We start from the raw sequence: 12,370 nt of genomic DNA, 5'->3' as shown, positions 1-12,370 counted from the left end.
TGAATGTCTGTAACACGTATAAGAGTGAAAGAACGCGACGCTATTATTCAGTCACTTAAGTCAGGTGTAACGCCAAGGATAGGCATTCAGCATATCCAGGTTGGCCGCGTGAATGAGATCACCGCTCTCCATCAGGATATTGAGAGGATTGCTGACGGTGGTGCAAGCTTCAGACTTATCATCGGTGAATATGGTTCTGGTAAAACGTTCTTTCTGAGTGTTGTGCGCTCTATTGCGCTGGAGAAGAAGTTGGTGTCAGTCAGTGCTGACCTTTCTCCTGACAGACGTATTCACTCATCGGGAGGTCAGGCTCGTAATCTTTATTCTGAGCTCATGAAAAACATGTCCACCAGAAACAAGCCGGATGGTAATGCGTTACTTAGCGTTGTTGAAAGGTTCGTTACGGAGGCAAGGAAGGAAGCTGACACGGACGGCTCCGAGGTTTCATCAGTTATTCATAAACGCCTGGCAGCACTATCAGATATGGTCGGTGGATATGACTTTGCGAAGGTCATTGATGCATTCTGGCGGGGGCATGAGCAGGATAACGAAACGCTAAAATCCAATGCCATTCGCTGGTTGCGTGGAGAGTACACTACTAAAACTGATGCCCGTCACGATCTCGACGTTCGGACTATTATCTCAGACGCATCATTCTATGATTCTTTGAAGCTGATGAGCCTTTTTGTCCGCCAGGCAGGCTATGCCGGTCTTTTGGTCAGCCTCGACGAAATGGTGAACCTCTTGAAGCTGAATAATACGCAAGCAAGAACAGCGAACTACGAACAGATTTTGCGGATCCTGAATGACTGCCTGCAAGGCTCAGCCGAGAACATTGGTTTTATCCTCGGGGGTACGCCAGAGTTTCTTTTCGATCCGCGTAAAGGTCTTTACAGCTATGAGGCGCTCCAGTCGCGTCTGGCGGAAAACCGGTTCGCGCAAAAAGCAGGTGTGATTGACTACTCATCCCCCACTTTGCATCTTGCCAGCCTCACCCCTGAGGAACTGTATATTTTGCTGAGAAATCTTCGTCATGTTTATGCCGGTGGAGATCCAGAGAATTATCTGGTACCAGATGAGGCACTGACTGGATTCCTGCATCACTGTAGTAAAACCATTGGAGACGCTTACTTCCGTACCCCCCGTAATACCATAAAAGGTTTCCTGGACATGCTGGCCGTGCTGGAACAAAACAGAACGATGAACTGGCAAACACTAATCGAGGGTGTGGCGATTGAAGAGGACCGGCCCAGCGATATGGATGACACCACTACGGAGGAAAGCGATGACGACGACGGACTGGCGAACTTCAAACTATGAGCAGTGCCTACGATAGCCTCGATCCCCGCGTCCGTAAGTGGGTTTACAAGCAGGGGTGGTCGACATTAAGGCCCTTGCAGGAGAGTTCTATCCCGGCAATTTTAGCCCGTGATCGAGACGTGCTAATCAGTGCAGGTACAGCAGCGGGTAAAACAGAGGCTTTCTTTCTTCCTGCCTGTTCGGCAGTTGCAGATCTCACGAATGGATTTGGCATCGTCTATATCAGTCCGTTGAAGGCATTGATTAACGATCAGTACCGTCGTCTTGGGAGCCTTGGAGATGCATTGGAAATGCCAGTGACTCCCTGGCACGGGGATGTACCACAAAGCAAAAAGAAGAAGGCTCGGACGAACCCTGCTGGCATTTTACTGATTACACCTGAGTCACTTGAGTCTTTGCTCATAAATTCAATGGGCTGGCTCAAACAGGCGTTTTCTTCAGTCGCATACATCGTTATTGATGAGTTTCATGCTTTTATTGGTTCAGAGCGTGGTGTACAGCTGCTTTCTCTGCTCAATAGAATTGACCATGTGCTAGGATGCCAGGTAAATCCAATTCCCCGCGTTGCGTTGAGTGCCACGCTGGGGGAACTGGAGAAAGTGCCCGAAATGTTGCGCCCGGACAAACGACTCCCCTGCGTAACTGTTACAGATAGTAATAGCATGGCCACTCTTCAGGTACAGGTCAAAGGATACCTGGAGCGAGTGATCCAAAATGAGGAAGAACTTCAGAGTTCAGCTGAACATGACGTTTGCGCTGACATTTTTAGACTTTGCCGTGGCGATTCTCATTTGGTCTTTGCAAACAGCCGAAAACGCACTGAAAGCATTGCGGCAACGCTGAGCGACATGTGTGAGGAACAAATTGTTCCGAATGAATTTTTCCCCCACCATGGTTCCCTTGCCAAGGAATTACGTGAGGTGCTTGAATCTCGTCTTCAGAAAGGAAATTTGCCCACAACAGCTGTTTGTACAATGACGCTTGAGTTGGGAATTGATATCGGTAAGGTTAAATCGGTTATCCAAGTTACGCCTCCGCATTCTGTTTCCAGTTTGCGCCAGCGAATGGGGCGTTCTGGGCGACGCGATTCCCCGTCAGTACTCAGAATGCTAATTACAGAAAATGAGCTTACTGTGAGTAGCAGTATCGTTGATCACCTACGACTCCAGTTGGTGCAGTCGATGGCAATGATCAGGTTGATGATCTCTAAACAATGGTTTGAGCCTGCCGATTCCCGGCAGATGCATTACTCCACGCTGCTACACCAGATTCTTGCAATTACCGCACAATGGGGTGGAGTTCGTGCCGACCAGCTCTGGTCACAACTATGCCAGACAGGGCCGTTCAGAAATGTAGATTTAAACGATTTCAAAAGCCTGCTTAAACATATGGGAGCATGTGGCCTACTCGCTCAACTTGCTAGCGGCGAAATGGTTGTTGGGGCAGAGGGGGAGAAACTGACTAACCATTACACTTTTTATGCCGTGTTCAATACACCAGAAGAGTTCCGCATTATCACCGGAAACAGAACCCTTGGAACAGTGCCTGTGGACTCCCCACTGCTACCAGACCAACACATCATCTTCGGTGGGCGGCGCTGGAAAGTGACAGAGATCGAGACAGAGAAAAAAGTTATCTATGTAGAGGCAACCAAAGGCGGTCAGCCACCACAATTTAGTGGGGGAGGTATGTCTGTTCATGATGCCGTTCGTCAGGAAATGCTCGCTATCTATAGGGAAGGTGATTACCGCATAGCAATAGGTAGCAAGAAAGTAGATTATGCCGATACTGCCGCCAGAAACCTATTTGCGGAAGGCTGTAGTAACTTTCAGCGTTTTAAACTTCAAAATGAGTGTTTTATTACGAGTGGACAACACTGTTACGTAATACCCTGGATGGGGGATAAAGTTGTCAATACGATTACAGCCTTGCTCATACGTTGTGGTTTTAAAGCAAATTCATTTGCTGGCGTTATAGAAATCGATAACTCCAGTGTAGCTTCCGTTCAGCACGCGCTGAAAGAAATGCTGTTGTCAGGCTTGCCATCTGCATTTGATCTTGCCACAGATGTTCCAGAAAAGTACTTAGATAAATATGACGAGTATTTACCAGAGTCCCTTCTTGCGAAAGGGTATGGTGCAAAGGCGTATGAAACAGAAGGTACGCGCATCTGGTTGCAGAAACATCTTTAGTAATCTGGATATGTAATCAGGGTATAAATAAGACATATATACCCTGAATTTTTTATTTCCCTGTAGATTTACTAGGCTTTAGTCCCGGGGTATTACCAGGAGTATCTTTATTATCACGTCGACGTTGATCCGGTTTTCCTGTCGATTTAGCAATTGGTTTTGGACCAGGTTTAAGACCCATGATAGTTATCCTTTAGAGGTGTAAGAGGGAAGCCTCAACAATGATATATTGGATAATGTGAAATTTTTCAATGGGAGCGATCAACATATCCAATGATTAACTCGATATTGTGAACAGTGTCCGCTTCTGGCACAAAGCAGACGTTAAGACTTACAGCATCGGGAAACTTCTGGATGCCGCGTCAGCGGCATGGAGGCGCCAGATGAGGTTACATGTGTCTGTGGAGTCAAATGGCGCCGAAAGCCCGGCGTAGCCGGTTACCTGGCTATAAACTCTGCCACCCTACCCCCTGCCCTGATTAGCCTTAACCCGCTTACAGCAATGAAGAAGTAAAAGTAATCCCTTTTAACCCCGGTGAGCGGGCTTTACGGCGTTTACGACGTAAAGGGCGTGATTTCCGGGGCCTTAGCGGCGGCAGCTTGCTGCTGACGCTTAGGGGGATGTTCATCAACTATTTCAGCGACACCAGGGAACTTAACATGGTAGCTGCAAAGCCATACCCGCGAAAAACATCTCAGACGCCGCTGTACGCGGTCGGAGTGGTCCCGGCAAGGCGATAGCCGCAGTCGGGGCGTATCTCCGCGTTAGCGGGCCGCAGGGCCGCTTACGAGCGTGTACCAAACAACTGACCGCAGCTCCACCCACAGCGATGAAGAAGAGTAGTTACAACACCCATTATTAAAAGCGATGTTGTTCCCCGGCCTTCGGCCGGGGGCGGCGGCGCTTTTCAGTGGTGGGATGAGTTATGTAGTTACCGCTGTGCACGGAACTGAATATTGGTCTGAGAGGGGCTCAGTGTTGCAGGACGGCGCCGGAGGTTTGTTTAAATGGTTAATTGAATGCTGTAACTAAAGTGCTTGCTGGTGCTGTGCCCGCCGCTTGCCGGCGGGAGGTACTTCTCGATTCTGAGCGGCGCGGGCGTTTGCGACCGCTGCCAGCGAAGGCCTCATTGAGACTGTCCACAGGACAGACGGCGAACAGGTTTTCCTTTGAGATGAAAGAGATTCAGATCTTTAAAAGAAGTACAGAGCAGGTATTTAAAGGGAACCATGCGGTCTGTAATTCTTTCGACGGGCACCCAGGAAACGTGTCGGGTGTAGCCTTGTGAATAGTTCCCTTGCAGTTAAATGTGTATAAGTAAAATCCGGTCAAAAAACCGGGGCCGGAGACCTGAAATTTCATCCACGAAAAGGAAAAATCAGGAGGTGGCCGTGGTGGCTGTTACAGGAATGGTCAGAAATCAGGCAACTGCAGAAGACGGGCGAGCGAAAGTCTCCGGCGTCGGCCGGATAAAAAAGTGGGAGGTTTATATGGGCTCGGGGTACGGCGCCAGGCGGGTATAGTTATTGCCCCGGGATATCAGCATTCGTTCCGTCACACGTCGCTCCACCTCACGCTTCAGCGCGTCATGATCGCCTCTGAAGCGGCCGGTGGCATATTCACGGGTCAGCTGCTGACGAACGCGCGTCTCTATATCCTTACGCTGGCGTGAAGCATCCCGGCGAGCTGTCGCTCGCTTCTGGCCATGTGATTTACGCTCAGCCTGGTAGCTACGAAAACGCTCGCGTACAAAACGCCAGGATTTAGCGATCAGCTCGTCCATTTCCAGTTGTGGCAGGCTCTGCTTTTTACGCTGTTTGTTTTCCCACTCCACACGGCTACGACGCGCGGCCACGACAGCGACATCTGACACATCCAGAGCCTGAAAAAGAGCCGGCGTGAACGTCATGTCGGTCGGGATGTTACAGCCAATCTGCGGGTCATATTCCGTGGTGTAGGTGATCAGGCCCAACTCGGACATAAAGCGCAGCGCACGGGTCGCCCGCGAGATAGAGAGATTGCCACTTGCGGATTCCGTGGCCAGCCCGCACTCGATGGCCATATTGGTAATCGAGCGCTGCACGCGATTGGCCAGCGGATCATAATGGAAGCACATTGCCTGCAGGAGCGCGTCAATTGCACGTCGACGCAGTATAGGAGGCATGCGGCGGCGCTTACCCAGTGAGCGGGCAAAGGCAACATGGATTGAAAAATCAAAGGTAGCGGTGAAGCCTTCGGCTTTGGCCATCAGCTTACGACAGAACGGCAGTGTCTTTTTGCCTTCACGCGCCATAAAACGCGGCTCGGCATTTTTAACCTGAACGTAATGAAATGAGTTTTCTGAATTCTGGTCAGCCACCGCTTCCTGCGCTTATGTTGCACGGAAGGAGTGAGCACAGAAGGTCTTGAACTTTTCTGAGCATGAATCTATACTCCCTGCATAGAGCAACAGCTTCTATGCAGTTTTGAAAGGCCCCGTTAATCTTTTCGCTCCGCCAAGAATGAAGAAGATTATCGGGGTTTTTGCTTTTCTGGTTCCAGGTAAATTCCCCATCCGAACCAGTTCCCTGCCACCTTGCGGCGTGGCCAGCCAGAAATCTCTAAACGATCAGTAATCTAGCACTCAAAGCCGGATGGATCAAGAATGTGACGTCGTTACATCAATTCCAAGCTTCGCGGACTCCATTTCAATAAGCCTTTCAATCATTTCTGCCTGAGTAATTCCTTCACTCTCACACATGATTTGAAGCTGATTTTTAAGTGAATCGCGCACAAACACCCTCACCTCTTTGTGCGTCGTTTTTTTACGCGCAACAGCCTTCTGCTGCCGTTCTGCAGCAGAAAGTGGTTTCCCTTTTCTGTAGGGGCGTTTAGATGAGGAAGTAACTGCGTTTATGGCCTGTGACATCTCTGCCTCCTCAAGCATTTAACTAAATACCTGAACAAAGATACTACAGCTGGCCTGATGCGGCGAGTGGCTATGTTATTTTTTGTTATATAACCTAATCTCCGTTGGCGCGAAGTTCAGGTTAAAAAACGTAACGATTTTCAGTACGTACTCTGCCAGTCCGTTCCCTGTGCCCAGCGGGATGCCCAGTGGTTCAGGTAACTGTGGGCGACAACCGGGTCATCCCACACGACCAGCACATTCTCTGAATTCGAACGGTCCGCAGCCCGACTGAAATTGAAAGAGCCGACCTCGGTATTGCGTTTGTCTGCGACGATCACTTTGTCATGAAGGATCGTATATACGTCGACGGTGCGGACAGGGATACCCGCGCTGACCAGCACGTTCATGGCGGCCACGCTGGCTTTCCCGGTATTCGCCTTCTGGTCCAGTACTACCCTGATATCCACTCCACGCCGTTTTGCCGCAATAAGCGAGCGAGTCACCTCCGGCGACGTGAAGGAGTATCCCATCAGGCGGATTTCCTGCTGCGCTGAATCGATGGTCTTCAGGACCAGCTGCAGGGCCGTTCCTTCCGGGGAAAAGCCGGTCTCGATGGACGCGGCGTTGACTGCCGGCACTGGCGTGTAAAGCGCCAGACTGAGCAGTCCGGGCAACCACCACCGGCTGGCTGGGGTTTGACGGGTCGTTCTTTTTTCTATACTCATACGATTTCACTCCTGATGACATTCAGTGATGTCGTGTCGGTGCTTCAGAAAATCCCTCACACACCTGACCAGTTTCTCTGAATCCCGCTCCCGCAACAGCGGAATGCCGGCCTGGCGAAGTACCTCTTCCAGCAGAATATCCCGGCGTACCCGATGTTTTTTCAGGTGCGAGGCATCATCCAGTTCGACAGCGGCCACAATGGCAAAGGTCGTGATATCCACCACCACCACATCGCAGTGCCACTGTGATTTCACTCCTGATGACATTCAGTGATGTCGTGTCGGTGCTTCAGAAAATCCCTCACACACCTGACCAGTTTCTCTGAATCCCGCTCCCGCAACAGCGGAATGCCGGCCTGGCGAAGTACCTCTTCCAGCAGAATATCCCGGCGTACCCGATGTTTTTTCAGGTGCGAGGCATCATCCAGTTCGACAGCGGCCACAATGGCAAAGGTCGTGATATCCACCACCACCACATCGCAGTGCCACTGTGAGGCCATCCGGAACAGCTGCCACCAGGTCCGGGAGCGAGGCCGGATATGAGGTGCCAGGCTGGCGATATCCGCCACCCGCACCTGCGGGCACAGAAGCCAGCGTTTCTGGTCGGTGTGCTTCAGCAACGCCCGGTAAAAATGCTGTTCCCGTGGCGTCATCAGCATGTCATTGCTCACCCAGGCCCGCTGACGACACAGTCGCTGTTCCGCCTCGGTGGTGCGAATACCCGCCGCTTTCAGTGCCTGCAGTACCGGAGAGGTCTTCCCCGTTGTTCGTCCCTTCACAAGCAAAACAAGAAAACCCAGCAGACCCAGTACTATGACGATGGCGCCCGTCATCATTAATATTTTTGCCATTCCGGGCCTCGCTTTATAACCATATCAATCCATATGTGTTTCTTTACTCTGTTCAGCATTCCACTCAGCCCTTCTGAAAGAATTTTCCCCGGAGATTTCTTTGCTGCAATAAAAAACCGCATATGAATTTCCTTAAATTTGTTTCAGCGCTATTGCCGCTGTCACAATAGCCTGCAGGGGATGCATCGGTAATTGATTGCTGTAATTTAGCCAGACACGACGTAAAACTTCTCCGTCTTTGATATAGTGCGGCCTTCGGCTTATTGACTCCTTATCAATACAAATGCCACGAAAAAGTGGCCTGGAACCGACTTTATAGAATTCATGCCGTTCTTCATTGCTCATTTTCATCACCAGTCGATTGAGATAGCGTGAAACCAGAGCAAATGAACGAAACGATGAAAAGTCACCGTTGAAATCCACGACACCACCTTTCAGTAATTTAAATTGCCCCGAAGTCATGACAAAAGCCCGGGAGGGTTTTACTGGTATCGTCCATGTCGCATGGTATTTGTATATCCCTCTCTCCTTTTCGATCCATGCCTCCCCTACAAAATCGACGTCTTCATTTAGTTCCCCGGAAAACATCACCTCTTTATATTTCCCTAAAAAATAGATGTCACCGACCCTCATATCTCTGACTTCACGCTGACACCATACGGGCATATGACAATAGCGCATTAAATCGCGAACAGTCTTCACAGCATCAAGCTTCATTAGTTCACCTTTTTAATTGGTCAATTCTTTTAATTGAATAACAAGCGTAACGAGCCAGCTCTTGTCAGTTCTGTTTATAACGGTATTTCCACGGCTGAACGGGATTCAGGCGTCGCCGGCAATCGCTCCCGATGAGTCTGATGCGCAGTCCCGTCAACGCTCAGTCCCTCTTCTGATGCACCAGGCATCTGCCGGCAACCGATCCAGCAACGCACGTCGGTATCTGTTCGGCACCCCCTGACCAGCCACGAGGTCAGCAATCAGGACCGATATGGCGGAAATCAACAGCACGTAGTGAAGGACGATGCCGGCCAGCTGCACAAGCTCTGTTGCGGGCATAGTTCGCAGGGCGGTCACCAGACGGATACCGTCCTGCGGAAATCCCCACACCAGAAGACCCGCACCTGCCAGTATCGCTGCTGGCGCATAAAGGCATCCCCGGGAGACAAGCCGGACCACCAGGTCGATAAGGTCACGCATCTGCTGGTGATAGGGGTTCGAGGTTCAATCGTGTAAAAAACCACGTTAAGGCAATAATTCATTGTTTGAATTGAAATTTAATGGCCTCAACTCTCCCTTCAGAATATTTTCCGGCAGCGTGAACGTATAATGTCCCAGCATGTTGATATGACCGTACATCAGTGGCGACAGGCGTGAGATATGCTCGTCTTCCGGGATCTCACCAGCGCTGCGCAAATGTGATAGCGCTTCCTGCATATAAAGCGTGTTCCACAATACAACTGCGTTAGTGACAAGCCCCAGCGCACCCAGTTGATCCTCCTGCCCCTCACGGTAACGTTTTCTAATCTCACCACGTTGGCCGTAACAGATCGCCCTTGCCACGGCGTGACGGCCTTCTCCCCGGTTAAGCTGAGTCAGTATCCTGCGACGATATTCTTCATCATCAATGTAGTTGAGGAGGTACAGCGTCTTGTTGACCCGTCCCACCTCCATAATCGCCTGCGCCAGCCCTGACGGACGGGAACTTTTTAAAAGCGAGCCCACAAGTTCTGAGGCGTGGACTGTACCCAGCTTCAGAGAACCGGAAACCCTCATCATTTCATCCCATTGGGTTTCTATCTTTGACAGTTCAACGCATCCCCGCGCCAGCTCATCCAGTACCCCGTAGTTCGCATTTTTATCTGCACGCCAAAATACCGCCTCACCGGCATCTGCCAGGCGGGGCGAAAACTGGTAGCCCAGCAGCCAGAACAGGCCAAAGATAATGTCGCTGGACCCTCCAGTGTCCGTCATAATCTCCACCGGATTCAGCCCCGTCTGCTGCTCCAGAAGCCCTTCCAGCACAAAGATAGAGTCACGCAACGTACCGGGGATAACGATGCCGTGAAAGCCGGAATACTGGTCAGAAACAAAATTGTACCAGGTGATCCCACGCCCTGAGCCAAAGTATTTTCTGTTAGGGCCAGAGTTCAGCGTTTTTACAGGAGTGACAAAGCGCATCCCATCTGCAGAAGCCACTTCTCCGCCGCCCCAGCGCTCAGACAGTTCCAGCGTGGACTGAAAATCGACCAACCGGGCATTAGCGCTGACCAGCGTTTCAGCCCGAATGTAGTTTTGTTTTACCCAGCTCAGACGGTGGCGGGTCAGTGCCGGAATACTGTGTTTGATCAGCGGTTCATGTCCGATATTGCAGGCTTCAGCGAGCAGTACGGCACACAGGCTGATGTTAAGATCCTGAGCACGGGCTTCAGACTCACTCACATGAGTGAATTCGCGGGTAAAACCAGTCCGGGCGTCAATTTCAAGCAGCAGCTCTGTCAGATCAACAGGGGGGACCAGCTGCCTGACGCGGCTGTTCAGAAGAATCAGCGGCTGCGGTTCTTCCAGTTTTTCCAGACTGCTGATGGTCAGGGACGGATATTTACCCTGATGACAGATGCTCACGGCAGCATTCAGCTCAAAGCGTGAGGCCACCGTTTTCCAGGTTTCGTCCAGTTCGGTTGCCAGCTGTTTAACGGCATTTCCACCATCGGTGGGGTGTCCAAGCGCCCGGCATACGGCGATCCGCTGAGCCTGCCATTCTTTCCCCTGAAGAAACTTCTGACGCGGATCGCCCCAGCGATCGCTGTTCTCCAGCCAGATATCGCGGCGACGCAGCGAATCCTGAAGGCGTTCCAGCAGGCACAATGAGTATCCTGCACGCTGTATCCGGCCTTCGGAGTCGTACACCAGACGTTTCCAGGGACCTGTAATGATCTGCTCAGGCGCATTCTCCAGGAGGCGTTTTTTCGAACCACTCAGTTCGGCCAGGTAATGTATGGCCGATAGCGTATTTTCGCCGGCAGGGGCAGACTGAAAATGTAAATCACGCAGCATCGCTGGCAGAAAGCGCTTAACCCGTCCATATTGCTCGACCATTTCATCCTGGAAATTTGTGTCCTGCGGGCGGGCAAGCTCATTGACTTTACCTACGGATTCCGCCAGCCGGTTCTTTGGTACGTGGCTGAAAATAGTCTGACGCAGCGCTGCGTCATCCATTTTATCATCCAGTAAAAGCGTACATGCATGTGCCAGAAGTAGCGCCGCGCGATCAAGATCTTTGAGCGTTCTGAGCCGTTTTTTCTGCCCGGTTTGCTTCGCTGAACGCGTGATATTGAGGATCAGCAGATCCAGAACATCGACAGCCTCATCGAGTGCCAAAATTTCCTGTGCTTTAACAAACGCGGTCAGGATGGCCAGCCGCCGTTCCTCCGGCATTCTGGCGATATATTTTACCGAAGCCATGCCAGCATAACGAGCCAGGTTGCGGAGTTGAATTGCAGGCAGCCCGGCAAAATTCAGCCGGGAAAACTCCAGGCTGCGCAGGCGTGTGTAGCGCTGAAGTGCGTCAGTAAAGGCCGGACCACTGACGTTGACGGGCCCTTTTCGTATCTGCTCCATCACGGAAACCCGCTGTCCTTCCGGTATGACAAGCAGACCGGCCAGTTGCTCAGTCTGCCAGCTGTCAGGTAATGCAGCCAGTCTGCGCCACAAACGCCTGCTTGCCCGCTCACGAATTTCGCCAATGAGCCTCGTCAGCGCTGAGGCTGCGGGCAACAATACTTTATTCTGGAGCAACCATGCCGTGGCAAAATCGAACATCAGACCGGGGCGCTCGTTACTGAGCCATGTGCGGATATAAAGCAGACGTTTCAGTCTGAACGACCAGGGGAAATCGCCAAAATCATGGTAGTCAGAGTGTTGCCTGATCAGCCTTTGATGCTCCCAACGGGTATTCTCTCTCTGGGCGTATCGGGCCATGATCTCAGGGCGATGAATGTTCAGCTGTAATGCAACGTAATTTCGGACGCCGGGAGGTATTTGCAAGGGATCGGTCTGGAAGGTTCCCAGAAAACGGGCCGTGGTTAGCTGAAGGGCAATCCCAAATCGGTTATGTTTCCCCCGGCGCTGATTAATAAAAACAAGATCGCGTTCATCAAGATGAAAATACCGGGCCAGCTGAACCTCGTTAGGCTCGGCGGCATACCGTCCGTAGTTTTCGGTCTGTTCACTGGTCAGAAAACCGTCACTCATCCCGCATCCTTTCGTAAGGGTATCGCTCTGCTCAAATTTTGATAGTCTCAGATATTATAAGTTTTGAGACCTTTTAAAGTGCGTGCTTACATGAGTATCAAAAATCGTGTTTTATGCTTTATGATACTACGCAGTATCAG

At 51.1% G+C, this 12,370-nt stretch carries 9 protein-coding genes and 3 pseudogenes; 3 read left to right on the top strand and 9 right to left on the bottom strand.

All coding sequences use genetic code 11. From position 1 onward, the window contains the following. The first annotated feature begins 3 nt into the window (after window positions 1-3). The gene (locus tag KOSB73_RS00340) at window positions 4-1,320 is read left to right on the top strand and encodes an ATP-binding protein (RefSeq protein WP_004152291.1); all 1,317 of its coding nucleotides are present in this window, start codon (window positions 4-6) and stop codon (window positions 1,318-1,320) included. Beyond that, the gene (locus KOSB73_RS00335) at window positions 1,317-3,512 is read left to right on the top strand and encodes a DEAD/DEAH box helicase (RefSeq protein ID WP_098140144.1); all 2,196 of its coding nucleotides are present in this window, start codon (window positions 1,317-1,319) and stop codon (window positions 3,510-3,512) included. Before KOSB73_RS00340 ends, KOSB73_RS00335 begins: the two co-directional genes overlap by 4 nt. A gap of 1,487 nt (window positions 3,513-4,999) precedes the next feature. Here the strand turns inward: KOSB73_RS00335 and repA are convergent. Then, window positions 5,000-5,872: an incFII family plasmid replication initiator RepA gene (repA, locus tag KOSB73_RS00325; RefSeq protein WP_072046527.1), complete on the bottom strand. Its 873-nt coding sequence runs from the start codon at window positions 5,870-5,872 to the stop codon at window positions 5,000-5,002. Next, entirely contained in the window at window positions 5,865-5,936 is a 72-nt protein-coding gene (tap, locus tag KOSB73_RS00320; RefSeq protein WP_071887233.1) for a RepA leader peptide Tap, read from the bottom strand. Before tap ends, repA begins: the two co-directional genes overlap by 8 nt. Window positions 5,937-6,014: 78 nt before the next feature. Here tap and KOSB73_RS31440 point away from each other — a divergent pair. Beyond that, window positions 6,015-6,128: pseudogene (locus KOSB73_RS31440) on the top strand (replication protein RepA). Window positions 6,129-6,151: 23 nt separating this feature from the next. Here KOSB73_RS31440 and KOSB73_RS00310 read toward each other — a convergent pair. From KOSB73_RS00310 to KOSB73_RS00280, 7 genes and pseudogenes are all read right to left on the bottom strand, one after another. Beyond that, window positions 6,152-6,421 (bottom strand): replication regulatory protein RepA, encoded by a 270-nt coding sequence (locus tag KOSB73_RS00310; protein WP_040118434.1) that lies wholly within the window; start codon window positions 6,419-6,421, stop codon window positions 6,152-6,154. A gap of 140 nt (window positions 6,422-6,561) precedes the next feature. Continuing rightward, window positions 6,562-7,128 carry a phospholipase D family nuclease gene (locus KOSB73_RS00305; protein WP_051800686.1) on the bottom strand — a complete coding sequence of 189 codons (567 nt, stop codon included), beginning with the start codon at window positions 7,126-7,128 and terminating at the stop codon, window positions 6,562-6,564. Between the two features lie 6 nt (window positions 7,129-7,134). Beyond that, window positions 7,135-7,377 (bottom strand): annotated as a pseudogene (locus KOSB73_RS00300) (DUF2726 domain-containing protein); the annotation flags it as partial. 2 nt (window positions 7,378-7,379) lie between these two features. After that, complete coding sequence (locus tag KOSB73_RS00295) at window positions 7,380-7,979, bottom strand: DUF2726 domain-containing protein (protein ID WP_063923534.1); 600 nt, start codon at window positions 7,977-7,979, stop codon at window positions 7,380-7,382. Window positions 7,980-8,111: 132 nt separating this feature from the next. After that, window positions 8,112-8,696 (bottom strand): hypothetical protein, encoded by a 585-nt coding sequence (locus KOSB73_RS00290; RefSeq protein ID WP_064406706.1) that lies wholly within the window; start codon window positions 8,694-8,696, stop codon window positions 8,112-8,114. A gap of 153 nt (window positions 8,697-8,849) precedes the next feature. Then, a pseudogene (locus KOSB73_RS31375) lies at window positions 8,850-9,188 on the bottom strand (hypothetical protein); the annotation flags it as partial. Window positions 9,189-9,221: 33 nt separating this feature from the next. Further along, window positions 9,222-12,230, bottom strand: coding sequence for a Tn3 family transposase (locus KOSB73_RS00280; protein WP_004118541.1), 3,009 nt, complete (start codon window positions 12,228-12,230; stop codon window positions 9,222-9,224). Window positions 12,231-12,370: the final 140 nt, after the last annotated feature.

It is taken from the genome of Klebsiella grimontii, from assembly GCF_900200035.1.
GTDB lineage: Bacteria > Pseudomonadota > Gammaproteobacteria > Enterobacterales > Enterobacteriaceae > Klebsiella > Klebsiella grimontii.
Note: the sequence above shows the minus strand (reverse complement) of the source record. Positions and strands in the feature narration are given on the sequence as shown.

Excerpts from the sequence above, each read along its gene's own strand:
- KOSB73_RS00340 (WP_004152291.1), top strand. The coding sequence starts at position 4 with ATGTCTGTAACACGTATAAGAGTGAAAGAACGCGACGCTATTATTCAG.
- KOSB73_RS00335 (WP_098140144.1), top strand. The coding sequence starts at position 1,317 with ATGAGCAGTGCCTACGATAGCCTCGATCCCCGCGTCCGTAAGTGGGTT.
- KOSB73_RS00310 (WP_040118434.1), bottom strand. The coding sequence starts at position 6,421 with ATGTCACAGGCCATAAACGCAGTTACTTCCTCATCTAAACGCCCCTAC.
- KOSB73_RS00305 (WP_051800686.1), bottom strand. The coding sequence starts at position 7,128 with ATGAGTATAGAAAAAAGAACGACCCGTCAAACCCCAGCCAGCCGGTGG.
- KOSB73_RS00295 (WP_063923534.1), bottom strand. The coding sequence starts at position 7,979 with ATGGCAAAAATATTAATGATGACGGGCGCCATCGTCATAGTACTGGGT.
- KOSB73_RS00290 (WP_064406706.1), bottom strand. The coding sequence starts at position 8,696 with ATGAAGCTTGATGCTGTGAAGACTGTTCGCGATTTAATGCGCTATTGT.
- KOSB73_RS00280 (WP_004118541.1), bottom strand. The coding sequence starts at position 12,230 with ATGAGTGACGGTTTTCTGACCAGTGAACAGACCGAAAACTACGGACGG.